Consider the following 25,121-nt stretch of genomic DNA (forward strand, 5'->3'; position numbering starts at 1 on the left):
CACGTTAAGCCTCTGTATTAGCGTAATCGATCGCCATGCATGATGCCTTTGAGCTCTAACGGCGTGCCCTTTTTAGTCACATAAAGGCCGCGCTGATTTGATACCAACACGCTACGCTTGCCTTGTGTTTGTTGAATATATAAGTGCTTGATATTGAAAACCTGTTCATCTTGGGCTTGGTCTTGGTCCAATTGGTAAAGGTAGTAGTGATTCCCCCAGCGTAAGAACACACCAAACATCTGCTTGGTTTGAACAACATTCCCATCGATGTCGTATCCAATGTACTGCATTTTAACTCGACCATTTTCCAATCGCAGTGAGATTTTTTCCCAACCTACCATTGGATACTCTGCTGAGAATTTATAGGTACTTTTGGTTACGATCCCAGAGATTAAACCTACATTTAGAATCACAAAAAACGTTAATAAGATGGGCATCCAGAACTTACGATTCATATCGATTGTCCTCGCTCATCGTCTTCATCACATGAGAGCGATTTAAACTGATGGCTCATCTCTTTCCAACGCCCGTTTATCAAAGCAACGGCTTGAATGTTCTGACATCCAACGCCAATGCGATGTAAGTAAAGAGAATCAACACCGAGTTCTGACACGCGATTCAGCTCGGTTAACAGTTCTTGATCAAAATTCAAACTGTCGTGATAAACATCCATCCCGCGATAGCTGGTCTTATCCATAAAAAAAGCAAATTGATAAAACAGCATAAGAAGAAACGCGCTGACTAATATTCCTGCGATACGAGAGCGATGACGCGCGATAAAGTACTGCACCTGACGTTGTTTATAAGAGTCCGGTTGCTTCGTTAAGACAGGCTTATGTTCATTGTTGCCGCGTTCAGTACTCGAGCTCTTTGAAGCAGAGGTTTCGTCAATCACTTCAACTTGAATAGCTGAAGTGGGTGTTAATAGGTAACCACCGAGCTGTTGAGGTCGGCTAAAGCTGTACCCTTCCTTTTGCACCGTTAGGATTTTGCAGTCACACTTAAGTGAACTTAATGCTGTACGAAGATTCTTCACCGCGACATTAAGCGAACTGCCTGTCACCACCCTGCCCGGCCAACAATGCTCAAGCAAAAAGTCGCGACCCACTGCTTTGGGGGTGTTCTTCACTAGGAACTCAAGAATCAAGGCTTCTGAGGGAGACAAAGTCACCCGCTCGTCCAAGTTCGAATCAATGAGTGTGTTGTTAACCAACTCGATACCCGAAGCGTCTAAGATGATTTTTTCAGGGCTACTGGCGTTCATTTCGGCGAGGTGTTCATAAATAAAAAGGTCATCAAAAAAGTGTTGGTTTGGTCGAGCTAATGCCAAACCATACATAGAAAAGAATGGTGATAAGTTTAGCCAATAATTAAGCCAAATATAAGTTCAGCAAGTAACAAGAAAAACAACGATAAGGTGAGTCAGTCATGCAGACTCACTCACCTTAGTACGAGGCCTAACTCTTAGTTCAACTAACCAGGCCTATGGAAACGAAGTTACATCGAATGATATCTATAACGCTCGTTTCTACGTCTCTCATTTTTTATAATTCTTATTTTCTATAGATCTAGTTTAAAGCCCAGTTCACTGACCATGACTTCAGCAAAGCCTAGCTTTACCGCATTCAACTGATTGGCAACTTCGCGTGCTTGTGCTTCGTTTTTAGCCAATATTGCCATTGAGTAGATTGGCCTAATCATCGCTTTTTGGTTTGGTTTCTCTTGTGCTATTTCTTGATGTTTTAAATAAGCAGAAGTAATCACGCCTTGAGCGCTCCAATCGACAACCATTTGTAAATCTTGGCTAATAATCTCGTCGACAATGAATTGATTCTCTGGCTCTTTCCAAGCGAGTTCAACTGCGTAGTTTTTGAAAGCGACTTCAGTGTTTAACCACTTATTACCGATGTCTCTAATTTCAGTCACCTCTACAAGATCTTTAAATTGGAATGGTAAGTTACCAATCAACTCTCGAACGTGCTGTTCGCTATCCGCTTCAATCACAAACTTGATGATCGGAAATTTCTTATCTCCGATAAAGCTTTCAGATACGAACATGTCGTGGACTAAGCCCGCATCAATTAAGTTAGCAAATGCTTTTTTCTGATGCGGCATTGCCTCAAATACCGCTTGAGCGTCATCGGTTTTCCAAGCTACTGAAACACCGTATGCCGCAGCATGGCTATAACTAGAAAATAGAAGGGCTGAAAATAGAAAGCTAAAAATAGCTAAAAAGGTTCCTAGCGTTGTTTTCATTATGTGGTTTCCTAATTAGTCGCGAACAATTTCATACAAGTTAGGGTCAGCAGAAACCCCTTCGATTTTTAAAGGTGGTAACTCTTTTCTCATCGCCTGTATCGCATCATGGAATTGCTTCTTACTTTCCCATTCAGCGACATTGATGAAGCGGTAAGTTGCGTCCGAGCTTAAAGAACGGTGTAACTTGGTCGATAAGTACCCAGGTTGCTGCTCTAATACGTCTCTTGCGCTTTCCCAATACGCTAACGTTGCGGATTCATGGGCTGGCTCGACTGAAAAAGTGTTTATCAATACAACGGGGGTTGCCGAAACTAGCGCACTGACGCTTAGCGTCCCCAGTGCCAATCCATACTTAATAATGTGCTTCATCCTATTCTCCTTGTTTTGGGTGAGCTAACGCTATCATCTAGCCCTACCCAATCAAGGCTGCAACCTGCGATTTAATATTAATTAAAAAGCTAAATTTCAAACCAATATTATTCACTCATTAAATAAGCGATGTAGCCATTCACTATTGATAAGCCACTCGCTGAAATTAGGTTTTTTGGATAACCATTCTCTACCTTTCGACACATAAGACGCAATTCAAGTCAGTCCCAGAGCTAACTACCCGACATTTAAAGTAATTTTCGAGGCCAATTCTCAAAATGGGCAGCTCCCTTGCCTAACCCTTTCGCTATATGGTGCTATTCGGTCAAATTGATTCTCTTTTTAAAAATGAGGTAGCTTTCTGACTAGACACATCTAGCATCCCAAAAAAAAACAAGTTAAATCAGTCATTTAAACATGGCACGTGACTTGCTAACTCAATATGCAACTCATTAAATAAGGATATTAAAAATGAAAGCATTAACTCCTTTGATATTAACGATGTCATTAAGTGCTGTGATAACTGGTTGTGGCGGCGGAGGTGGCGGCGGAGGCAGCACCAGTGGTGGGAGCTCTTCATCAAGTGAGGAACCAGAACCGGAAATTGCAACGGTAAGTGAACCTATAGCTACAGTTGATTCATTCAGCGATATAGTGGTGCCGGGTAACTTTGATTGGAGTGGTGTCGAAACTCTTGAAATGGCGATTGATGTCGTTAGTAGTTTTTCCACGACCAACGGCGAACCACAAAACATTCGCGGCTCTCACATTATCAAACTATTTAGTACTTCGAACTCATTGACTGACTCTAGCCCTTTCTACACAGGCATCTCAAACAAGGACGGTCAACTTTCCAATAAGTTCTCAATCCCGAGTCATTGGCAAAGCATCACAATAATTGCCCTTGTTAGAGACTTAGAATGCACGTCAACATACGATTTAGATGAACTTTCATCAAATCTGTTGATTTCATGTGACATCTATTTGGATGAAGATTAAGGGTAGAGATATGAATAATATAACAAAGTCACTCATCTTAGTTGGTACATTCTCGGTCAGCTCTTTTTCTCAACTCGTTTTTTCTGCCGCTTCCGAAAACTCTTCTACTATAAATGGCGACGGCTCGATTACCGTCACTCAAAAGATCGACGACAATAGTACATCTCCACACTACAGTGCTCCGAATAACAACAAATATGGGTTTGGCAAGTACAGTCGTCACAATCAAGATTACTCATGGCAGCACGATATTGCTGTGCCTAGTGGTTCTCAGATCACCGCAGCAACCCTCACCATTTACGCTTATGATGTCGATTCAGAAGCTCACCACGGAGAAAGCGGTGAGTATGATAGTGTATCGGTCGACGGAGCAATGCTAACGCCAGGCTTTTTGCAAGGGACGAATGAAAACTGGTCAACGACGGTGTTTGATTTGCCTAGCTCTTCCCTTGATGACGGGCTTGTCGACGTCGACCTAGATATTGATGTCAACAAAGATGGCTGGTATACCACCCTCTCCTATAGCCTAATCAGCGTTACCTACACGGAAATAGCTAACAACCCGCCGTATACACCGACCTTAGAAAGAAGCACGGGGCTAGGCGCTACTCATGATCTTGTTGTTAGCGTTACAGGTCCAACGCCCAGCGACCCAGATTCAGATTCTGTCACCTACAGCTACCGCTGGTTTGTCGATGTTGGGCAAGGCTTCTATGTTGATGATGAATTTGTTGGTAAAAACAACAATAGTGACGCAACGTTGCCCGCTAGCCAAACTGTTGCTGGTGAGCTGTGGAAGGTTCAAGTTACCGCTATCGACTCAAATGGGTTAATCAGTGATATTGCAGAAATAGAATGGCCGGAAATCGGTGATACGGATGGAGATGGCATTGCAGATATACATGATTATGCGCCGAGCGATCCAACTATCGCGTTTTACAGCCGAACGCCAACTTCTGGTTGGTATACTTTGGGGTTTGAAGACCTATGGCCTTATGAAGGCGACTATGACCTAAATGACTTCGTTACACACTACGCTTATGGTACTTACACTGATGCGAACAATCAGATCACACGCTTCGACTACTATGGTCAAGCTATTGCTAGAGGAGCTGCGCAAGATAACAGTTTTGCCATTTCATTATCAGGGTTAGAGGCATCCAATATAGGCACATTGACAAAAACCTATGATGGTTCGACTGAGAATTTAACACCCGAAAATGGACACTCTGGAGAGTTAGTTTTTGTGGTCATTGAAAGCATTAATGAAATGCTACCCAACACGACAGGGTATGAGTTCTACAATACTGAATCCGGAGACAATAGAGATCTCGTTGAATACAGTGTGTCGCTGGTCATTGATGGTTCGATTGAAAGTCTCGCGGGCAAAAGCTTTAACCCTTTCATATTCAAAGCAAACAATCGCGATAAAGAAGTCCATTTAATGAACTATCCACACACAGACCTCGCCAATACGAGCGTGTTCGGTCAAGGTGATGATGATTCAAGTGTTGATAACAATGAGTACTACCAGACAAGTAACGGTTTACCTTGGGCGTTAGACATACCTGCATCTTGGTCCCACCCTTTAGAGCGAAAAGATGCGTGTGCTGCTTACCCTAACATCGTGAACTGGGCGCAATCTGGAGGCGAGCAACACAACAACTGGTTCTCATCCCCTGAACTCAATAAAGTGTGGTAGTTACAATTTAAGTAAAGAACAACTAACCTTATAGTAATAAATAGAAAACCTCTATTTACCCAACGGATAAATAGAGGTTTTTGTCGCTTATTCTTCAGATGTTCTACTTGATCGAAGTTCAACCTGCAATATAAAAGACAGGTACTAAAGCATCGTCAGCACAAGCTTTGCCAAGTTATAAGCATCAACATAACCCGAGTGTTGACGACCTTCCCACTCAATATTTTTCGCTTCTTGAGCGGCGCGGTGACCAATGCGTTTGTCTTTCAATCGATTCTGAACTCGATAAAGCGTTGCGATATTCAAGAACTCGCTGAACGGCGGTTCGATGCCTTTTTCAATACACTCTTTGTGTAAGATAAGGTCGTCACGCCCCCACGCTGCATAGATTTTTTTGGGACCACCGAAGTTCTTAATCATCGACTTGATAACAGACTCTAATGGGCGACCCTGCTTTTCGATTTTACGAGGTGTAATGCCCGTTAACTCGGCACAGAATAGAGAGACTTCGTCTTTCTCTGGCTTAACGTAGTATTGCGCTCGTTTCACGATAGTTCCGGATGCCAGATCAATCTCAGCAAGACCAACTTCAATGATCTCCCCTGTTGTTCCCACACCGTCTTCGCTCCAACAGCACATTTCCAAATCGAAACACACCACTCGATTGTGATTCATACGTCGCCTAATTCTCTCGTCAAAAATTTCGTGAAATTGTACATGAGCCCAATACAGAACTCGACCCTAGTTGTATCAAGTGCTCATTTAGCCTGCAATTGTCACTCGATTTCGGCCATTCGACTTACTTTGATAGAGCATACTGTCTGTTTTTTGCAGAATCTCTTCCGTGTTTTCGTTGGCACGAATGGCAGCACCAATACTCAAAGTACAACTTAGCTGTCGACCTTTGTGCTCACAATGAGAGTGACTCACTGTGCTTAGAATGCATTGTAAATAGCGGTCTAGCGCTTCATGGGTTGTAATGCTAGAAATGATACAGAACTCGTCACCACCGATACGAAATAGGTTATCCCCCTCTTTCAGGCTCACTGAAATCAACTTGATGACATGAATGAGTAACGCATCCCCTGCTGGGTGACCGAATTCGTCGTTAATACCTTTGAACATATCGACATCAAATCCGATAAGACTAAAGGGTTCATTTCGCTGTATCGCTTTATCTAACATCTTATTGAAAGCACGTCGGTTATAAACTTCCGTAAGACTGTCATGGTTGGCTAAAAAACGAAGTTCTTCTGTTCTTTTATCAAGCATTTGATACAAACGTTCTTTCTCTCGGATTTGCATGTTAACGATATACGCCAACAACAAAGAGATGGTTGTCCCCACTAAGACAATTCCAGTTAATACCAAATAGCCATAAAAAGAGATGCATGAATCTATTTTGTAATCAACCTTCCAATCACGGTTAGTCAATTCAATCGTCTTTGTTATGTGGTGGCCAGAAACAGCTTCATAACCCTCGGTTTCAAACAAGATTGGGGAGTCTTCTGCTTCGAAACCCGTATCGGTAACACGAATATAGACATCCATGTCGCCCACTGCCGAAGCCAGTAAGTTTTCAAAGTAATACGTCGTACGAACCACACCAATTACAACGCCGAGTAGGTTGTCGCTTTCACCCTCAAATACAGGATGATAGACCAGCATACCTGTCTTTTGTATGTCTTGGTCTAAGCCGTCTTGAAGCAAGCGAACTTTGTCTGAAATATTCGCTTTGCGCGTGTGTTTAATATTGTCTAAAACCAGCTTGAATCGCTCGCGAGAAGAGTAAAAACCAAGAACACTGTTGTTTGCTTCGGTATTGGGATACATATCGCTAGCTACAAAGATGGGTTCACCATCTAAGACGTAACCATAGGTTTTGGCTTCATGTTTTGGGATTGTATACAGCTCGTAAGACGGGTATTTTGCTTTCATCTTATCGGTATGCTCGGCAATCTCGTCTGCCGGCACTTTTTGCATCCACTGTAAGCCGATTAAGCTTTTTGAGTCATTAATGGTTTGCTGGGCAAAACGATCAAATTTATCCCAGTTTTCAGGGTCGTTAGAATAGAAAAAATTAGCACCGGAACCAATATAAGCCACATCATTAGCGATAAACGCTTCCAAGCTCAATGTCTGGTGAGTAGCAAAGCTATCCAGATTCATATTTAACGCGCGGTTTTGGTTGAGTGCGACTAATATAAAACACAACACAGTAATCAAAAAACTGACCGAAAATACGACCAATGGGAGAGTTCGTCTCTTCAACCCTGTTAATGGGTCGGTTGTGTGGGGCATGTGGCTTCCAAATAGGCTCTAATGAGTTAAAAGTATATAACGGAAGGGGATCATGCTCCATTTATGTTTGGTCTAAAAACTAACATAAAACAGGCATTGTTTACCTGCCCCTCACATCAGAGGCCAATATTCAGGCAAATCTCGACTAAATTTCAAGCTAACACACTAAAAACCCACTTGATTGAAAGCATTAAATACCACTCTTAAGCCTTGAATATGCTAGTATCCACCCATATTTATAGCTTGAAAGTGACCAATTCGGCTTCACGCCACTGAGTTTCTTTCCAACCTGTATATTCCTTTGAACCGACGAATATACCGTTAAATCAATTTTAAAGAGAAATCACTATGATCGTTGATTTGAACCTAATCCCACAAACGTTTGATATGCTTCACGCAGGCCTAACTGCATCAAGCGTTTTACTACTGCTAATTGCCGTTTCTCGTAAAACCAAAGTGGTTGAGAAAGTCGTAGAAAAACCAGTAGAGAAGATCGTTGAAGTTGAAAAGCCAGTTGAAAAAATTGTCGAAGTAGAGAAAGTTGTTGAAGTTGAACGTGTTATCGAAAAAGTAGTAGAAGTTGAATCTAAGCTGGCAACAGCCCCAACTGATTCAGCGATGCAGCTACTGTCTATCATGCAGCAAGAAGCGCGTTTAATTGACTTCCTAAAAGAAGACCTAACGTCATTCTCTGATGAAGAAGTTGGCGCAGCAGCTCGTGTTATTCACACTGGCGGTCAAAAAGTATTAGCAGACTACGTAACGCTTTCTCATATCCGCAGCGAAGATGAAGAAACACGTATCACTATCGCTGAAGGTTTCAACCCTCAAGAAATTCGCCTAACAGGCAACGTAACAGGTAATGCGCCATTCAACGGCACACTGGTTCACAAAGGTTGGAAAGCAACTGACATGAATCTGCCTAAGCTTGCTGAAAACTACGATGCATCTGTAATTGCACCGGCAGAGGTGGAGCTATAATGGAACACCAAAGTCATTCAGCTCAAGAGCATTCACAAGAGCATCAGGCACCTAAGTTCAGTGTTGGTATCGATTTAGGTACCACACACTGCGTTTTGTCTTTCATCGATACAACCAATGAAGATGCACGCGTTGAGGTGATGCCAATCCCTCAGCTTACGGCTCCTGGTACAGTAGAAACTCGCAGCCAACTTGGCTCGTTCCTTTACCAACCGCACGAACATGAAATGAATGCGGGCTCTCGCGTTCTTCCTTGGTCTTCAGAGCCGAAAGCACTAGTGGGTGCGATTGCTCGTAACCTTGGCTCTAAAACCCCTATCCGTTTGGTAGCAAGTGCAAAATCTTGGCTATGCCACGGTGGTGTAAACCGTCGCGATACTTTCCTTCCTGCAGGCAGCCCTGAAGAAGTAGAAAAAGTATCTCCGCTTAAGACAACTGAACTGTACCTTGAGCACCTTAAAGACGCATGGAACCACGCTAACCCAGAACACAAACTGGCAGACCAAGACGTAACAATCACGGTTCCTGCTTCGTTTGATCCTGCGGCTCGTGACCTAACAGCAGAAGCTGCACGTAATGTTGGTTTCACTCACCTAACGCTTCTTGAAGAGCCACAAGCGGCTCTTTACAGCTGGATTGATAACAGCAACGACACATGGCGTGATGAAGTAAACGTTGGTGACATCGTTCTTGTTGTCGATATTGGTGGTGGTACAACCGACCTTTCGCTAGTTGAAGTAACACAAGACGACGGTAACTTAAGCCTGAATCGTATCGCTGTAGGTGAACACATCCTACTTGGCGGCGACAACATGGACTTAGCATTAGCTTACCGCCTGAAAATGAAACTGGCGCAAGAAGGCAAAGAGCTGGCTCCTTGGCAGGTTCAAGCCATGACTCACGCATGTCGTGATGCGAAAGAAGCACTACTTAACGATGCAGAGCTGCAATCCGTGCCTATCGTTGTACCAAGCCGTGGTTCTAAGCTACTTGGCGCGACGCTGAAAACAGAACTGACTCAACAAGAAGTACAACAAACATTGGTTGATGGCTTCTTCCCGAAAGTTGCTGTGACAGAGCACCCAGTACAAAAGACGCGTGGCGCACTGACTCAAATGGGTCTGCCTTACGCTCAAGATGCGGGTATTACTCGTCACATCGCCGCATTCCTTTCTAAGCAAGCGAACGCGCTTTCTGGAAATAGCGAAACGGCTCAGCAAGATTTCAACCCGTTTGCAAACATGCCCGGTATGCCCGGTACACAAGCGCAAGGGTCAGAAGCGCCAGCGGCAGACTTCATCAAGCCAACAGCAATCCTGTTCAATGGTGGTGTTCTAAAATCAAACCTACTTGCTGATCGTCTTTCAGACACGATCAACGAATGGCTGATCAATGCTGACGAAGAGTTCGCTAAACAGCTTTCAGGTTTAGACCTAGACCTAGCGGTTGCAAGCGGCGCTTCTTACTACGGCGCAGTTCGTCGTGGCCAAGGTGTTCGTATCCGTGGTGGTATCGCATCTTCTTACTACGTAGGAATTGAAAGCGCGATGCCAGCAATCCCAGGTATGGCTCCTCCAATGGAAGCACTGTGTGTTGCACCATTTGGTATGGAAGAAGGTTCAAGCGTTCAAGTACCTAGCCAAGAGTTCGGCCTAGTGATTGGCCAGCCGGTTCACTTCCAATTCTTCGGTTCAACCATTCGTCGTGAAGATCAAGCGGGTACTCATCTTGATCACTGGGCACCAGAAGAGCTCGATGAGCTTCCTGAAATCCAAGTGACACTGCCTGTTTCAGAAGGCCGTCGCGAAGGTGAAGTGGTTCCAGTTACTTTGGCTTCTCGAGTTACTGAGCTAGGTACTTTATACCTAGAAGCGATTGCCACTGACAATGGTCAGAAATGGCACGTTGAGTTTGACGTTCGTGAAGATACGAATAGCGACTCAAACGAACAAGCATAATGAATCAACGGCACCTTAGCGGGTGCCGTTACTTTATCAATGCAGTTCTCAACCTAGTCCTACCTGTTTTTCAGGAATGGCGTTTACGAATAACAACAATAAGACCAAAGCTATCAAAAAACTGGTCATCACTCTGGAAGAATAAGGTTTTGTATGGCAACTCCTCGTTTTTTAGTCGGCATTGACTTAGGCACAACGAATACGGTTGTCGCTTACTGTGAAATCAACGACGACCTACAACATGCTCCCGTTTCTCTTTTCGATATTGACCAACTCATCGGCCCCGGTGAAGTGGTTCGCAAGCCTCTACTACCATCATTTCGTTACCACCCTGCACAAGGTCAAATCTCCCCTTCTGACCTGACTATGCCCTGGGAACCAAGCCCAGTTGAAGGCGATATTAAGAACGTTATCGTTGGAGAATGGGCCCGTGAATTGGGTGCTAAGGTTGAAGGCCGCCAAGTGTCGAGTGCTAAAAGCTGGTTATCACACCAAGCGGTGGATCGTAACTCCGACATTCTGCCTTGGGCAGGCGCAGCTGATGTTGATAAAGTCTCGCCAGTTGTCGCAAGTGCAAGCTACCTGAATCACATTCGCCAAGCATGGAACTACCGCAACCCAAGCAACAAACTTGAAGACCAAGATGTTGTAGTGACGGTTCCGGCTTCATTCGATGAGACAGCACGTAAGCTGACACTTGAAGCCGCAGAACTCGCAGGCTTAGGTAAGATTCTGTTACTCGAAGAGCCGCAAGCCGTTTGTTATGACTGGTATGCACGCCACCAACAAACTGCTGCGAAAGAGCTTCAACAGATCCCATTGATCTTAGTGTGTGATGTCGGCGGTGGTACTACCGACTTGAGCTTAATTGAAGCCAAATTCGATGCTAATAGCAATTCGGACATGCAAGGCCACAACGAGCTAGCACTCGACCGTATCGGTGTTGGCGAACACTTAATGCTCGGTGGTGATAACCTAGATTTAGCCCTCGCTCACCTTGCAGAGCAACGCTTCAATCAAAACAAAAAGCTAAATGCCTCTAGCCTAACCAAACTGATTCAGCAAACTCGCGCCGCAAAAGAGAGCCTGCTTTCTGCCAATGCACCCGATGATGTGAAAATCACCATGCTGGGCAGCGGTTCAAAGCTACTTGGCGGTACCAAGAGTATTGGTTTAACCAAACAAGAAGTTCATCAAATCGCATTGGAAGGTTTCTTCCCGCTTTCTGAGTTTACTGAAACACCAGACAAACGCCGCAGTGCCGTGGTTGAATTCGGCCTGCCTTACGTTGCCGATCCTGCGGTCAGCAAACATGTTGCAGAGTTCCTAACGACACATCAACAAGTGTCAAAAGCTGCGCTGGAAAACTCAGACTCGATTGAGTTCGATGACACTAAGCCTGCTATCCCTGTTGGTGTGCTGCTTAACGGCGGTGTGTTCAACAGTGAACTTGTCACAGAGCGTATTACTCAGCTACTAGGTAACTGGAACGGCGCTCCAATCACAGTATTAGATAACCCTCACCCAGACTGGTCTGTCGCGCTAGGCGCAGTTGCCTTTGGTAAAGCACGTCGTGGCGCGCAACTGAAAATCGGTGGCGGTGCGGCTCGTTCTTACTTCTTACATCTACAAGAAAAGAACAAAATGGGTAAAGCGCTTTGTCTGCTTGCCAAAGGGACTGAAGAAGGCCAAGAAATACGTTTGAACAGCCGTCGTTTCTCACTGACTTTGGGTGAGCCGGTACGTTTCAATCTACTGACTTCAACGCACGATCAAATTGCTCATGACACCGCCATTCAAAATGGTGTGATGGTCAATGTCGATGCGGACTTGTTCTCCCCTCTTCCACCTTATATTTCTACGCTGGAAGGGTCTGGTACTGCAGAGCTTCAAGCTAACCAAAAGGAGCGCGTTGAAGTATTGCTCGCTTGTCAATTAACCGAAGTCGGCACATTGAAAATGGAGTGTGTGAGTACAGAAGATGACACCAAGCGTTGGTTGCTTGAGTTCGAAGTCAGAAACAAGCAAGGCGATGAATCCGACAACTCTAAACTTCATCCAAGATTGGATGAGTGTAAGGAGTTGATTTCTCGTCTGTACAGCGGCAACAAGAAAAGTGCTGAGTCTAAAGAGATCAAAACGCTGGCCAAAGATCTTGAGAAACGACTTGGTAAGCGCGAAGAGTGGGACTTTACGACTCTCCGTCACCTGTTTGATTCGTTCTCATTAGGTCGTAGGCGCCGTCGTCGCTCTGAAGCTCATGAGAAGAACTGGCTCCGTTTGGCGGGTTACTCTATGCGACCTGGCTTTGGTGATCCAACCGACTCATGGCGTATTGAACAAATTTGGGGGCTCTACCAACAAAACATCCAATTCCAGAACCATCAAGGTTGGACAGATTGGTGGGTATTCTGGCGTCGAGTTGCGGGTGGCCTGAATCAAGAGCAGCAAGAGAGTATCTTAGCGGACATCGCTAAGTACCTTCACCCAGGCGCAATGAAAAACCCTAAAACGGCCAAAGATGCACAAGACAATGGTTACGAAGCCATGGTGCGATTAGCCGCATCGCTTGAGCAACTAGAAGTTGAAGACAAGGTACTGCTGGCAAGTTGGTTCTTAAGCAAAGCGATTAATCATAACCAATTTGAACAAGCGCACTGGTGGGCGCTAGGTCGCTTAGCGTCTCGCACACCGTTATACGGAAGCCAGCACAGCGTCATTCCAAGAGAGCAAGCAGAACAGTGGTTACCAAAGCTGCTTGACCAGAATTGGCAGAAAGAGCAGATGATTGCCTTCGCGGCTGTGATGATTTGTCGTAAGACGGGTGACCGTCAGTTCGATATCTCTGATGACTACCGTGCTCAAGTTCTTGAAAAGTTAAAGCAAAGCAAGGTGCCAGAGTCTTGGCTAACGCTAGTAAGTGAAGTTACTGAGCTTTCAGAGAGCGAGTCTAAGCGCGTGTTTGGTGATGCATTACCAAGCGGCTTAAGCCTGATCAATAGCTAGCATTTAAAACGATTAGCTTTAGTTGTTAACGAGTAAAGAAGCTAACGAGAAAAGAAAAAGCCACTTTCGGTTCGTTGAAAGTGGCTTTTTTATGGGTGGCTTAAGGCTGGTATGTTTAATCGACTTATAGCTTTTTGGTTAAGAGCCTTAGCCGTGTTGCAGTTAATCATTATTAATGTTTCGTTCCGGTTGGGTTAATTGGAAATTCGGTGTTTTCATAGATGTCTGATAACTTTTTCGGTTTCTTCTCTTTCTCTCCATTCTTAGATTGATTATGAGTTTCGCTTAAAAGCCATTGCTCATGCATTCTTGCCGAATCCAGAAAATCCGGATCCTCCATTGCTTCCTTGCGAAGTTTATTTACACGTTCGAGAGTATCCCAAATCATAATACTTCACCTCCACTAAGGCAGTACTATAAAGATAGCCCAACACCATAAAACTTCAACTAAGCCAATGAGATAGCGATCTCAATTTCGTGAATTTCCGTTTTTAAACGAGTAGGAATTCGATTCAATTTTCAGGTTCAAACAGTGGGTGTTTCGCAACGATCTTCAAAGATCCACCGACACAAAAAAAGCGAGCACTAGGCTCGCTTTTATACAGCTATACATACGTTCTAAAGCTTAAGCTCGGTTACCGATTTTCACCGTGCCATTTGTAGCAAACCAAAGTGCTTCTGAACGACGACGACCGAGTAGAATTGGACCGTCATCGTAGAACAAAAAGTTCTTCCAATGCTTCTTGAAAATCGCCCACTTTGTTTCAAGAACATTATATTTTTCGTAACAAAAATAAACAGTTACGTCATCTTGCCAATCGATAAAATTAAGAATCTCTTCTGGCATATCAGGCTCATCCGCTTCCCAATGCGCCATCCAGCTGATCTCTTCATTCCAGTTCGATGCTTTGCTTGGCCAGTCTTGCGAGCTTAGTCGTTCTGCGTCTGGGCTTTGAGGGCTCACGTTCTCTTTCCAGAACTGAGATGCTCTTGCCTGTGTCATTGGCTTAATCTTTTCCAAGTCCTCTGCTGGAAGCGGCATTGACTGGTGGGTGAAAATCCATTTTCTTTGGTATTCGTCCAAAGTTGTGTATGACATCAAAATTCCTCAAATATCTTCTCAGGCTGATGGATTACCATGCCTATCTGTTCTTTTTGATACAGCGGCGATTAGAGATCGCTTGATATTCGCTGCCTTTAAATTCGTTGTTAGCTTGTGCGCTTAAATACTATTTATTTAAACCGTGCGTCTGTCTTCCCAGTTTGGGTTAACCAACGCGGTCAGCACATGGTCTTCCCATTTACCGTTAATCTGTAGGTAGTCTTTGGCAAAGCCTTCTCGAACAAAACCAAGATGTTCTAATACACCCGCACTGCGTTCGTTGTGAGGCATGTAGCCCGCCATTAAGCGGTGCATGTTCTGCACATCAAACATGTAGTCCTTCGCCATGCTCAAGCCCCTGCGCATGTAACCGTGCCCCTGTGCACTTTGAGCCAATGAGTAACCGACATTACAAGCGTAGAACGGAAAACGAGACAAATTACTGAACGATATGGTGCCTAACATTTCATTAGAGTCAGCGTTAATCAGTAAACAGTAATAGCCTAGCCCCATTTTATGAAGCTCGTTTAACTTGATCAGTCGCTGCGCCCAACTCGCTCTATCAAAGAACGCATCTTCGCGAATCGGTTCCCAAGGTTTCAGGTACTCTCTGTTAACCTGAAAGTACTCGCTGATCATGCCAGCGTCATCAATTTCAGCCGTGCGTAGAATCAGATTACCATCATGCTTATAAATGCGCTCTGGTGTACTCAAATCTTCCATAATCTTGTTCTTATTCGATCAGTTCTTTCTGATACCGTAATCACGAAGCTTATTCGCAATTGAGGTGTGAGATACATTCAAACGCTTTGCAAGCTTACGGCTTGATGGGAAAGACTGATAAAGCTTCTCTAGAATCTGAGATTCATAGTCTTTCATGATCTCATCCAGAGAACCATCTAAGCTTAAGTTCGCCATTCCTGCTGTCATGGTTTCAAGCTTTGGCAAGTGGAATTGCTCAACCGTTAGCGTGTCTGAATCCAACTCTGTTAATGCGCGTAGAACCATGTTGTCTAACTGACGAATGTTGCCCGGCCATTGGTAATTACCAAGCTGGTCGATTAGTTCTTGAGTCAGTTTTGGTTTTAACATACCTAATTGCTGCGCGTACTTTGCAACGAACAGTTCCAACAGCGGCGCTACGTCGTTTGAGCGTTCACGCAATGCAGGGATAGACAGAGTCAGTACATTCAAGCGGTAGAACAAGTCTTCACGGAACGAGCCGGAGTCTGCTAATTCAGAAAGACGATGGCGCGTTGATGCAATAATACGAACATCCGCGTGCATCTCTTCTTCTTCACCCACACGACGGAATGAACCATCTTGTAGGAAACGCAGCAGTTTGATTTGTAGATGTGGGCTCATTTCGCCAATTTCATCTAAAAATACCGTGCCGCCATTCGCTTGCTCGAAAATGCCTTTATGCCCTTGTTCATGGTTAAACGAACCCGGTGCATGACCAAACAATTCGGTTTCCGCTACGTCATCAGGCATTGATGCACAGCTTAGAATCAAGAATGGGAAAGAAGAACGATTTGAACGGTTATGACACGCTTTTGCTAGCATCTCTTTACCCGTACCCGTATCGCCTTCAATTAATAGAGGCTGATCCAGCATAGCCAATTTCTTAGCTTGACTGATCAAAGCTTTATGGCGATTAGAGACACCAACAAAGTGTTCGAAACCTAGGTTGTTCTGTTCTGGAATTGAATCTGGCGAGTTCATCTCTTGATTACAAGAACGAATCGTCATTACTGCACTTGCCAGTACCGCTTCGTTGACATCACCACCAAGGTAAATTGGTAGGATTTCAATCGAGAAATCTAAACCATCCAACACGACAACTTCACGATGGCGCGTTACATCGCCTTCAATCCAACGAACAAAGTTAAAGCTAGGAACGAACGTCGCTAACGGTTCACCGATGACTTCGTCTTCTTGCTTGTTGAAGAGGTTCAGTGCAGCGTGGTTAGCCATGTCGACTGAGCCTTTAAGGTCAATCGCAATCACAGGGTCAGGCAGGTTTGCCAGCAGAGCAATCAGCTCTGTGTTATGCCTTTCGCTTGGCATAAATTGGATTTTACGTACATCCTTCACACCTGAAATTCGGCGAATTTCAGCCATAAGCTCACTAAAAGCATCAAAATCGATATCAGGGCAGTTTAGGTAGATAATGCCTTTAACATCAATTTCGATTCCTCTTAAATCAATGCTTTTTGAGGCCAAGATATCGAGCAACTCACGCGTTAAGCCGAGTCTGTCTTCACACAATACTTCAAGACGCACAAATAGTCCTATTATAGGTGTCAGGATAAGTTGACAGTAGTGTGGATTAAGCTCTGAGTTCAGTCAAGAAGAAGAGTAAACATATGTTTACTCTTCTTCTCAAACTATTGACCTTTCAATGCTTTATTTGAGAGTAATACGCTTTATTTCTGAAAGGACGGCTTTGCGGAGGTCTGCCAGTTTTACTTTTCGTTCGTTATGCCAAGGCATAGGACGCAGTAATGTCATGGCTTTTAAGCCCAGTCTCGCCGTAAGGATACCGACACCTAGCCCCTGCCCTGCTCGAGCTGAGACTTTGCCTGCAAGGTCCATCGAGACGAGATCCATGCTCGCATCAATCGCGAGTTCACTGGCTCCTGCAGCAGCCATGTTGATTAACACCAGTTTAAATAGCTTAATACGAGACCAGTAGCCAAGCTCGATACCATACACATCAGCAAGCTTGTCTATCATGGTGAAATTACGCCACGCCACCAGCAACATATCAGCAGCAGCCAATGGACTCACTGCAACCAAAGCCGCCGATTCGGTTGAGAACTTAGTGACGATTTGAGTAGCCACTTTATCTTGCTGAGCAACAACCAACGCATCGTACATATCCAACACTTCTGCATCACTGTGTGCTGGGTTAATGCTGTTTTGCCACTTATCGTACGAAGGTGACTCAGCAATAATACCGCCTTGCTTGGCGATGTTTTCACAGAACGCTTTACCCTTGCCGACACTTTGGCTTTGCAAGAGCTCTTCACTCTGCTCTTGCACACTAAAGTGGTCTTTAAGCGAGCGCAGTTTCCATAGCTCTTTGCCTATTGCGCCTAAACCCAATGAAGCAATGGCAGCAATAAAGCCTGCCCAACCTAATGCAAGCCACTCAGCAGTTTGAATCGCGGTAATGACCGAATCAATTGCTTGCCATCCAACGAGGCCAGAAAAAGCGATCAATAGACCCGTTCCAAACCACTTCTTCTTTTTACTCGGTCGAATCACTTGTTCCAATTGCTGTTCAGCTTCACCATCAAGGTCGGTTTCCACTTGTGGCGCGACGGGTACAAACTTCTCTTGTACCGTAAATAGCTTTTGAGCACCCAAATCAGGGGTAACTTCACTCTTATCAGGCTCGTCGAACGAGGTCTTCAACGGTTCATCAAAGACCTGCTTTGTTTTTAATTCACTCATTTTGATTGCCTCAATTACTTCAACTTGTCGCCAATGAGATACTCTAAAACCTTGTCGACTCTCAGATGCTGACAAGGCTCATCGGAGTGTTGCTCCATTGGCCTAAAGCTCGTGAAATCAAATTGGTTGGTTTCCCAATACTGTTTGTTCGGCAGTTTGCGCGGCACCTCACCCGGATACATGGTTTGAGGCTCGTTATTTAAAGTGACACCTTGCAGTGCTGGAACATTGTCTGAACCCGACGAAATATATCCCGCACTGGTCGCTTGAATAGACGCGATGCTCATACAACTCATGTCGATATGTTCAAACGCCGCCTGTTGCCAAGCAGGGTGTACCATCTGCTGTAACAGTGATACTAAGTTCGGATGTTGATCCGGTGTCACGTGATCGGCCTTGGTTGCGGCGAACAAAATCTTGTCGATCTTCGGCGCAAACAAGCGTCTTAGCATATTGCTTCGCCCGTACTTAAAGCTCTTCAATAACTGTTCTAACGCACCACGCATGTCCATGAAAGAGTCATAGCCTGCGTTAAGTGGTTGTAAGCAATCCACCAGCACGATTTGTCTGTCGAACGTGGCAAAGTGATTCTTATAGAACGCCTTTACGACCTTCTGTTGATACTCTTCATAACGCGCTTTTAAAACCGCATAGTTGCTGGTTTTCGAGAATTTACCCTCGGGCGCAGCACACGGGAAGAATTGCAGCACAGGCGCACCTTCAAGCTCACCCGGCAATACGAATCGACCCGGCTGTACCCAATGCAGTCCGTTACTTTTACAAGTATGAAGGTACTGGGTATAGCTATCGGCAATCGCGACCAGTTTCTTTTCGTCCGCTTCTGCTAGCAAATCGATATCACCACGCATTGCGTTCCACTGTTGCGAGTAGGTTTCTCTATCGCCTTTGAGTGCGGCGAATTGGGATTGGCTCCAAGTATCAAAGTCCATATCCAGCAAAGGTAAATCAAGTAGCCACTCACCTGGATAATCGACAATATCGAGATAAAGGGTGCTGTTTTTGCTCAGCAGCTTCTTTGCGCCTTTAGCTGGCTTATATTTGATGGCTAGACGAATCTCACTGACATCGCGCGTCGGCACTGGCCATTCTGGTGGCTGCGCATTCAAAGATTCCATCGCCTCATCATAAGAGAAGCGTGGGATCATCATGTTGTGTTGCGGGATGCGCTTTGCGCCAATAATTCTTCCATCTCTCGCTGATGCAAGTAGAGGCAGATTTTTGTGGGTAGACGTATGAAGAAGCTGATTAACCAGCGAAGTAATGAAGGCTGTCTTACCCGCACGAGAAAGTCCAGTGACCGCTACTCGAATGTGAGAATCCGTTCCTCTGCTTATAAAGTCACTCATTTCTTGAGTTAGGTGTTTCATTTGAACGACTCCGTGATAGTTAGGCTAGCTGATTATGATAATAGAGAGGCAAGCCTATGTTCTTTCCCTGTTGGGATAATATGTATGCTTTTGCTTGTTCTTTTACTAATAGTAATGAGTATGCAATACACATTCTTAATGCTAGATGAATAAAAGCCCCTGACTACATTCATAATCAGGGGCTTTAGAATTTTTCTGCGATATCCGACTCTTAATCGTCTTCAATCAACTTGTAGATAACAAACAGTGCAATCTCTGCGATTAGCCAAAGTGCACAGGTAATCGTCACGTATTTATTATCAAAGATACTGATCCCTTTCAAGATCAGGTCGTAGCCAACAAAAGCACCAATCACCACTGCCAAGATAATCTGTAGGATCTGAATAAAACGAGGCATTCCTCTCTCCTATATTCTTATATCAAACTATGTGTTTATCACTATATCATTGATAATATGACAAAAGTGCAGATAATGCTGCACTTTTGTCTTTAACTTTCTGTCAAAAATTGCAATTCAAACGCTGAAGCTAGCGCCTGTTACGACTTTTGACTTCGGTAAATTATGCTTTTTCAGCTTCAGCAATTTTCACTTTCCACGTGTCAGGGCCGATCTGGTGCGCGTTCACGCCGTTCGAGTCAACAGCAACCGTTACCGGCATGTCTTCAACTTCAAACTCGTAGATCGCTTCCATACCGAGATCTTCAAACGCAACCACACGTGCTTTTTTAATTGCTTTAGCCACTAAATAAGCTGCACCACCAACCGCCATCAGGTAAACCGATTTATGTTGTTTGATTGACTCAACCGTTGCAGGGCCGCGCTCTGCTTTACCAATCATGCCCATAATGCCGGTTTCTTCTAACATCATGTCGGTGAACTTATCCATACGAGTAGACGTTGTTGGGCCAGCAGGACCTACCGCTTCATCGCCTACTGCATCAACAGGGCCTACGTAGTAAATGAACTTACCTTTCAGGTCGACACCTTCTGGTAAACCTTCACCACTTTCAAGCATGCCTTGAATACGCTTATGCGCTGCATCACGACCGGTTAAGATCTTACCTGATAGAAGAACCGTTTCGCCGGTCTTCCACTCTTGAACGTCTTCTTTAGTAATTTCATCAAGGTTAACACGGCGAGTATTTGCACCTGCTTCCCAAGTAATATCTGGCCACTCTTCTAACTTAGGTGGTGTTAGCTCTGCAGGGCCGCTGCCGTCTAATGTGAAATGTACGTGACGTGTTGCTGCACAGTTCGGGATCAAGCAGACAGGCTTAGAGGCTGCGTGCGTTGGCGCTGTTTTGATTTTCACGTCAACCACAGTTGTTAGACCGCCAAGACCTTGTGCGCCAATACCCAGTTTGTTTACACGGTTGAAGATATCTAAACGAAGCTCTTCTTCAGCGTTCTCTGGACCTTTGTCGATAAGCTCTTGAATATCGATGTGCTCCATCAGAGATTCTTTTGCTAGTACTGCTGCTTTCTCTGCCGTACCGCCAATACCTATGCCTAGCATGCCCGGTGGACACCAGCCCGCACCCATGGTTGGTAAGGTCTTCTCTACCCACTCTGCAATATCGTCAGAAGGGTTCAGCATAACCATCTTAGTTTTGTTCTCAGAACCACCGCCTTTCGCTGCGATTTGGATTTCAACTTTGTTGCCCGGAACCATATTAATGTGAACAACCGCTGGCGTGTTGTCTTTAGTATTAATACGCTTACCTGCAGGGTCCATTAGGACAGATGCACGCAATGGGTTATCTGGGTTGTTGTAAGCTTGACGAACGCCTTCATCAACCATCTGTTGTACTGTTTGATCCGTTTCCCACCTAACATCCATACCGATGTTCACGAAACAAGTAACAATACCCGTATCCTGACAAATTGGACGATGACCTTCCGCAGACATACGCGAGTTGATAAGAATCTGAGCAATTGCATCTTTAGCTGCTTGGCTCTCTTCTTTCTCGTACGCTTTTTCTAGGGCTTGGACAAAGTCTAAGGGGTGATAATAAGAAATGTACTGAAGTGCGTCAGCGACACTGCTGATCACATCTTGCTTACGAATAACCGTCATTGCATGCCTCTTTATTGTTCTGGTTCCATGTGGGTTCACAGTTTGGCTATCTATGCCAAATCGAATTAGGTGGTTTAGCTTTTTATTGTGTTGAGCTGTATTTAGTTGCTTTAGCAATCGCTTGCATAGCTTTAAACTAAACCACTTGGATTACTCCGTTCTAATCAAGAACCCATTTTATTTTCAATTTATGATACTCTTGCTTCCTCTCACACGCCATGCAGTGATCGAACTCTTTGTCACAAATTAAACAAATGAATAACAACGAATTTCGCTCTATCCAAATCAAGCCGCTTGAATATCAATCAACTTTAGCTAAACAGCTGTTTTCCCATATTGAAAACCTGCCGTGGGCAATGCTATTACGCTCCGCTTCAGAAAGCCACGTTGATAGTCGATACGATATTTTAGTTGCTCAACCCATCGCCACCTTCGAAACAATCGGTGCAAAAACCACCGTTAATGTTAATGAGACGTGCGAGGTTTCAGACTCCGATCCTTTCGAACTACTCGACCAATATCAGCAGCAATTATTGCCTGCGACTAAAGAGCACACTGAGTTGCCATTCGTTGGCGGCGCTTTAGGCTATTTTAGTTATGATTTAGGGCGCAGAGTCGAGACACTTCCATCACTCGCAACGCGTGATATTGAAGCACCTGACATGGCGGTTGGCTTGTATGAATGGGCTGTTATCGTTGATCACCAACTGAAAACGGCGTGTATTGTCGGTAACAATATCGATGAACATCATGATTGGCTGATGCAGAAAATGGGTCAATCACACCTAACACATGCGCCCTTTGGATTAACCACACCGTGGAAATCCAATATGAGCGAAGAGAGCTACGCCACCAAGTTCGATAGCGTTCAAGAATACCTGTTATCCGGGGACTGCTATCAGATCAACTTAGCTCAGCGCTTCAATGCTCAATACCAAGGCAGTGAATGGCTGGCTTATGACAAGTTAGAGCAGTACAACTCAGCACCCTTTTCGGGTTTCATCCGTTTGGCCGACTGCGCAATCATCAGTGTTTCGCCAGAGCGTTTCTTAGAACTCAAAGACAACGTCATTGAAACCAAGCCAATTAAAGGCACACGACCTCGTTCTGAGAACCCGATGATTGATGATGCTAACGCGCAAGATCTGGCAAGCGCCGATAAAGATCAGGCGGAAAACTTGATGATCGTCGACCTACTTCGTAATGACATTGGCCGAGTGGCAAAATCGGGCACAGTGCATGTACCAAAGTTGTTCGATATTGAGAGCTTCCCTGCCGTGCACCACTTGGTAAGCACGATACGAGCAGACCTTGATGAACAATATTCTGCGACTGACCTTCTGAGAGCGTGTTTCCCTGGCGGTTCGATTACTGGCGCACCAAAAGTTCGCGCGATGCAGATCATTGAAGAGTTAGAACCGCATCGACGTTCAGCGTACTGCGGCAGTATTGGCTACATCAGCCGAAATGGAAGAATGGATACCAGTATTACCATTCGTACATTAGTCGCCGAGAACAATACGCTTTATGCATGGGCTGGCGGTGGTGTGGTATTTGATAGTGATTGTGCTTCTGAATACCAAGAAACTCTGGATAAGCTGAGTCGAATTCTACCGGTACTTGAAGATTGCTAAACCTAGCGTCATTAACTGCGAGTTCCGCGATTTAATGACGAGTTCTGCGGCTTAACGCTCAGCAAAAACTCGATATAAAAAGAAACCGAAGGATCGCAAGATCACTTCGGTTTTTTAGTCTTTGAACTAGAGTGCATTGCTCACAACGCATTATTAGCGTGTTTAAGCGACCTTCACCGCAGAGACACCCCACTTCTTAAGCATCTCTTTAAGATCATTGGCGGTGTAAGGTTTACTCAAAATGTCATCCATTCCACACTGAATACAACGTTCCCGCTCTTCAAGTGTCGTTCCGGCGGTCAGTGCCACAATAGATTTAACGTAACCCTTCTCTCTTAGTTTCTCTGTCGCTTCAAAGCCGTCCATAACGGGCATTCTGCAATCCATGAATACAATGTCGTATTCATTGTCTGACGCGAGCTCAAACCCTTCGACACCATTACTTGCGATAGCCGGTTCAATCTCATGTTTACGAAGCATTTGCTGGATGATGATCTGGTTCATCTTAATATCATCAACCACCAACACTTTAAGTAGTGACAATTCCGCCTCAGACTCAAAGCCCTTGGTAACACTATCACTCTCAGCCGGAACATCGACAACTTGAAGAGGAATCGAGATGGTAAAAGTCGTGCCTGAGCCAACAACACTGGTCACGCTAATATCACCGTGCATCAAACCTACTAGCTTACGACAGATGGCGAGACCAAGCCCAGTCCCTTCGTAGTTTCGGCTACTTGAATTATCCGCTTGAGTAAAAGGTTCAAACAGCGTCTTATGAGAGGATTGAGCGATCCCAACTCCAGTGTCCTCTACGGAAAAAATAAATTGGTCTCTCAACCATTTAATCTCAACGCTCACATGTCCTTTATCCGTGAACTTGATGGCGTTTCCAATCAAGTTTACGAACAGTTGAGTAATACGCTCTAAGTCACCATAGAAATGGCTCGGTACACCTTTGTCTACATCAACATCAAACTTAAGCTGCTTTTCAAGTGCTCGATTGGTAAAGATACTATCGATAGTATTTCTCAAATCATGAAGCGCGAACTTCTTCGGTATTAACTCCAACATTCCCGCGTTGATTTTACTGTAATCCAATAGGTCATTAATGATGGTTCTGAGAAACTCTCCAGATTGACTTAAGTTGTTCACTATTTCACGTTGAGAACTATTCAGTTCGGTATCGCTAATCAATTCGGCACTACCTAGTAGGCCATTAAGCGGGGTTCTTAATTCATGGTTGATCATTGCGACAAAGTCACGCGTTGCTCTTTCAGATTCTTCTGCTCGTTTACGTGATTCAATGTTTCGATTGATAGCAAGCTGGTGGGTTAAGGCACTACAAATAAGGTCGGTAACTAACAACAGTTGGCTTTGGATGAATTCGAAATCTTGGTCTAATACCCTGACCTTCACAATTAACGCGCCGACTATGACCTTTTCAACCTCTAATGGTACGGTAAGGTGGTTGCCTTGCCAATGAGGCTCTTGAATATCTTGCTCTATCACCTCGACGGTTTCGTCACCATAGTCATAAGTGTGTAATTGAGGGAGCAGCTTGGGAGGCAAAATCAAACGACTGGCTTCAATCAGATAACTGTTGGTCACACTTGTCGTCAATTGTGACAACATGACGTCATCAAGATCATTACTCAGAAAAGCGCGTCCGAAATCAATCAACAGGTTGTCGATTTGTTCTTGGAATTCAATGCGACGTATGTTTGCATTGGAACGCTTCTCTAACTGACGCAGTGCAAGCTCGAGTTGGTGGTTGGCCTCAAAAAGTTCAAGGCTCTTTTGTTCCAACAAGGCTTCTGCTGCTTTTCGCGCAGCAATTTGGCGTTTAAGTTTTTTCTCTAGGGCTGAGGCCAGATCCATA

General features: G+C 44.6%; 21 protein-coding genes. 6 read left to right on the forward strand and 15 right to left on the reverse strand.

The features are described from left to right. Positions 1–17: 17 nt before the first annotated feature. The 4 genes from CWO08_RS17315 to CWO08_RS17330 all read right to left on the reverse strand — a co-directional run bounded on the left by CWO08_RS17315 (position 18) and on the right by CWO08_RS17330 (position 2,628). A complete protein-coding gene (locus tag CWO08_RS17315) occupies positions 18–455 on the reverse strand; it encodes a hypothetical protein (RefSeq protein ID WP_107899262.1) in 438 nt (145 codons plus the stop codon). Continuing rightward, on the reverse strand, positions 452–1,129 hold the full coding sequence (locus tag CWO08_RS17320; protein WP_371957602.1) for a transcriptional regulator: 678 nt from the start codon (positions 1,127–1,129) through the stop codon (positions 452–454). The genes CWO08_RS17315 and CWO08_RS17320 overlap by 4 nt, the downstream gene beginning before the upstream one ends. 431 nt (positions 1,130–1,560) lie before the next feature. Continuing rightward, on the reverse strand, positions 1,561–2,256 hold the full coding sequence (locus CWO08_RS17325) for a hypothetical protein (RefSeq protein ID WP_102478487.1): 696 nt from the start codon (positions 2,254–2,256) through the stop codon (positions 1,561–1,563). A gap of 15 nt (positions 2,257–2,271) precedes the next feature. Beyond that, the gene (locus CWO08_RS17330) at positions 2,272–2,628 is read right to left on the reverse strand and encodes an antibiotic biosynthesis monooxygenase (protein ID WP_102478488.1); all 357 of its coding nucleotides are present in this window, start codon (positions 2,626–2,628) and stop codon (positions 2,272–2,274) included. A gap of 471 nt (positions 2,629–3,099) precedes the next feature. Here CWO08_RS17330 and CWO08_RS17335 point away from each other — a divergent pair, with 471 nt between their 5' ends. Continuing rightward, positions 3,100–3,627 carry a hypothetical protein gene (locus tag CWO08_RS17335; RefSeq protein WP_102432732.1) on the forward strand — a complete coding sequence of 176 codons (528 nt, stop codon included), beginning with the start codon at positions 3,100–3,102 and terminating at the stop codon, positions 3,625–3,627. 10 nt (positions 3,628–3,637) lie between these two features. Next, positions 3,638–5,329, forward strand: coding sequence for an LruC domain-containing protein (locus tag CWO08_RS17340; protein WP_102432733.1), 1,692 nt, complete (start codon positions 3,638–3,640; stop codon positions 5,327–5,329). A 144-nt stretch (positions 5,330–5,473) separates the two neighbouring features. Here the strand turns inward: CWO08_RS17340 and CWO08_RS17345 are convergent, their stop codons facing one another. Next, positions 5,474–6,004 (reverse strand): 3'-5' exonuclease, encoded by a 531-nt coding sequence (locus CWO08_RS17345; protein WP_102432734.1) that lies wholly within the window; start codon positions 6,002–6,004, stop codon positions 5,474–5,476. A gap of 87 nt (positions 6,005–6,091) precedes the next feature. Further along, positions 6,092–7,630, reverse strand: a complete 1,539-nt coding sequence (locus tag CWO08_RS17350) for a diguanylate cyclase domain-containing protein (protein WP_108020837.1) — start codon at positions 7,628–7,630, stop codon at positions 6,092–6,094. 348 nt (positions 7,631–7,978) lie between these two features. Between CWO08_RS17350 and CWO08_RS17355 the strand changes: the two genes are divergently transcribed. The 3 genes from CWO08_RS17355 (at position 7,979) to CWO08_RS17365 (ending at position 13,575) form a co-directional block, all read left to right on the forward strand. After that, positions 7,979–8,611: a DUF2760 domain-containing protein gene (locus CWO08_RS17355; RefSeq protein ID WP_048658430.1), complete on the forward strand. Its 633-nt coding sequence runs from the start codon at positions 7,979–7,981 to the stop codon at positions 8,609–8,611. Continuing rightward, on the forward strand, positions 8,611–10,569 hold the full coding sequence (locus CWO08_RS17360) for an Hsp70 family protein (RefSeq protein WP_108020838.1): 1,959 nt from the start codon (positions 8,611–8,613) through the stop codon (positions 10,567–10,569). Before CWO08_RS17355 ends, CWO08_RS17360 begins: the two co-directional genes overlap by 1 nt. 153 nt (positions 10,570–10,722) lie before the next feature. Beyond that, the gene (locus tag CWO08_RS17365; protein ID WP_108020839.1) at positions 10,723–13,575 is read left to right on the forward strand and encodes an Hsp70 family protein; all 2,853 of its coding nucleotides are present in this window, start codon (positions 10,723–10,725) and stop codon (positions 13,573–13,575) included. A gap of 172 nt (positions 13,576–13,747) precedes the next feature. Here CWO08_RS17365 and CWO08_RS17370 read toward each other — a convergent pair whose 3' ends face one another. The 8 genes from CWO08_RS17370 to CWO08_RS17405 form a co-directional block, all read right to left on the reverse strand. Beyond that, positions 13,748–13,963: a hypothetical protein gene (locus tag CWO08_RS17370; RefSeq protein ID WP_102478494.1), complete on the reverse strand. Its 216-nt coding sequence runs from the start codon at positions 13,961–13,963 to the stop codon at positions 13,748–13,750. Positions 13,964–14,200: 237 nt separating this feature from the next. Then, complete coding sequence (locus CWO08_RS17375; RefSeq protein ID WP_102432738.1) at positions 14,201–14,674, reverse strand: DUF2947 domain-containing protein; 474 nt, start codon at positions 14,672–14,674, stop codon at positions 14,201–14,203. A 138-nt stretch (positions 14,675–14,812) separates the two neighbouring features. After that, positions 14,813–15,400, reverse strand: coding sequence for a ribosomal protein S5-alanine N-acetyltransferase (gene rimJ, locus CWO08_RS17380; protein WP_048658426.1), 588 nt, complete (start codon positions 15,398–15,400; stop codon positions 14,813–14,815). 18 nt (positions 15,401–15,418) lie between these two features. Then, the gene (gene tyrR / locus CWO08_RS17385; RefSeq protein WP_102478495.1) at positions 15,419–16,963 is read right to left on the reverse strand and encodes a transcriptional regulator TyrR; all 1,545 of its coding nucleotides are present in this window, start codon (positions 16,961–16,963) and stop codon (positions 15,419–15,421) included. Between the two features lie 123 nt (positions 16,964–17,086). Continuing rightward, complete coding sequence (locus tag CWO08_RS17390) at positions 17,087–18,139, reverse strand: YcjF family protein (protein ID WP_107899258.1); 1,053 nt, start codon at positions 18,137–18,139, stop codon at positions 17,087–17,089. A gap of 14 nt (positions 18,140–18,153) precedes the next feature. Continuing rightward, complete coding sequence (locus CWO08_RS17395) at positions 18,154–19,527, reverse strand: YcjX family protein (RefSeq protein WP_107899257.1); 1,374 nt, start codon at positions 19,525–19,527, stop codon at positions 18,154–18,156. A 211-nt stretch (positions 19,528–19,738) separates the two neighbouring features. Further along, positions 19,739–19,924, reverse strand: a complete 186-nt coding sequence (locus tag CWO08_RS17400; protein WP_004734731.1) for a hypothetical protein — start codon at positions 19,922–19,924, stop codon at positions 19,739–19,741. A 163-nt stretch (positions 19,925–20,087) separates the two neighbouring features. Continuing rightward, positions 20,088–21,605, reverse strand: a complete 1,518-nt coding sequence (locus CWO08_RS17405; RefSeq protein WP_009847029.1) for a fumarate hydratase — start codon at positions 21,603–21,605, stop codon at positions 20,088–20,090. Positions 21,606–21,859: 254 nt separating this feature from the next. Here CWO08_RS17405 and pabB point away from each other — a divergent pair, with 254 nt between their 5' ends. Beyond that, complete coding sequence (gene pabB, locus CWO08_RS17410) at positions 21,860–23,239, forward strand: aminodeoxychorismate synthase component I (protein WP_102432742.1); 1,380 nt, start codon at positions 21,860–21,862, stop codon at positions 23,237–23,239. A gap of 162 nt (positions 23,240–23,401) precedes the next feature. Here pabB and CWO08_RS17415 read toward each other — a convergent pair whose 3' ends face one another. Then, entirely contained in the window at positions 23,402–25,120 is a 1,719-nt protein-coding gene (locus CWO08_RS17415; RefSeq protein ID WP_102432743.1) for an ATP-binding protein, read from the reverse strand. Between the last annotated feature and the right edge of the window lies 1 nt (position 25,121).

This window comes from Vibrio sp. 10N.286.48.B8 (genome assembly GCF_003050085.1).
Taxonomy (GTDB): Bacteria; Pseudomonadota; Gammaproteobacteria; order Enterobacterales; family Vibrionaceae; genus Vibrio; species Vibrio crassostreae.

Coding starts and splice junctions, on each gene's coding strand:
- CWO08_RS17390 (WP_107899258.1), bottom strand. CDS start 18,139: ATGAGTGAATTAAAAACAAAGCAGGTCTTTGATGAACCGTTGAAGACC.
- CWO08_RS17340 (WP_102432733.1), top strand. CDS start 3,638: ATGAATAATATAACAAAGTCACTCATCTTAGTTGGTACATTCTCGGTC.
- CWO08_RS17400 (WP_004734731.1), bottom strand. CDS start 19,924: ATGCCTCGTTTTATTCAGATCCTACAGATTATCTTGGCAGTGGTGATT.
- rimJ (WP_048658426.1), bottom strand. CDS start 15,400: ATGGAAGATTTGAGTACACCAGAGCGCATTTATAAGCATGATGGTAAT.
- CWO08_RS17315 (WP_107899262.1), bottom strand. CDS start 455: ATGAATCGTAAGTTCTGGATGCCCATCTTATTAACGTTTTTTGTGATT.
- CWO08_RS17335 (WP_102432732.1), top strand. CDS start 3,100: ATGAAAGCATTAACTCCTTTGATATTAACGATGTCATTAAGTGCTGTG.
- pabB (WP_102432742.1), top strand. CDS start 21,860: ATGAATAACAACGAATTTCGCTCTATCCAAATCAAGCCGCTTGAATAT.
- CWO08_RS17330 (WP_102478488.1), bottom strand. CDS start 2,628: ATGAAGCACATTATTAAGTATGGATTGGCACTGGGGACGCTAAGCGTC.
- CWO08_RS17355 (WP_048658430.1), top strand. CDS start 7,979: ATGATCGTTGATTTGAACCTAATCCCACAAACGTTTGATATGCTTCAC.
- CWO08_RS17360 (WP_108020838.1), top strand. CDS start 8,611: ATGGAACACCAAAGTCATTCAGCTCAAGAGCATTCACAAGAGCATCAG.
- CWO08_RS17415 (WP_102432743.1), bottom strand. CDS start 25,120: ATGGATCTGGCCTCAGCCCTAGAGAAAAAACTTAAACGCCAAATTGCT.
- CWO08_RS17375 (WP_102432738.1), bottom strand. CDS start 14,674: ATGTCATACACAACTTTGGACGAATACCAAAGAAAATGGATTTTCACC.
- CWO08_RS17325 (WP_102478487.1), bottom strand. CDS start 2,256: ATGAAAACAACGCTAGGAACCTTTTTAGCTATTTTTAGCTTTCTATTT.
- CWO08_RS17350 (WP_108020837.1), bottom strand. CDS start 7,630: ATGCCCCACACAACCGACCCATTAACAGGGTTGAAGAGACGAACTCTC.
- CWO08_RS17365 (WP_108020839.1), top strand. CDS start 10,723: ATGGCAACTCCTCGTTTTTTAGTCGGCATTGACTTAGGCACAACGAAT.
- CWO08_RS17345 (WP_102432734.1), bottom strand. CDS start 6,004: ATGAATCACAATCGAGTGGTGTGTTTCGATTTGGAAATGTGCTGTTGG.
- CWO08_RS17370 (WP_102478494.1), bottom strand. CDS start 13,963: ATGATTTGGGATACTCTCGAACGTGTAAATAAACTTCGCAAGGAAGCA.
- CWO08_RS17395 (WP_107899257.1), bottom strand. CDS start 19,527: ATGAAACACCTAACTCAAGAAATGAGTGACTTTATAAGCAGAGGAACG.
- CWO08_RS17405 (WP_009847029.1), bottom strand. CDS start 21,605: ATGACGGTTATTCGTAAGCAAGATGTGATCAGCAGTGTCGCTGACGCA.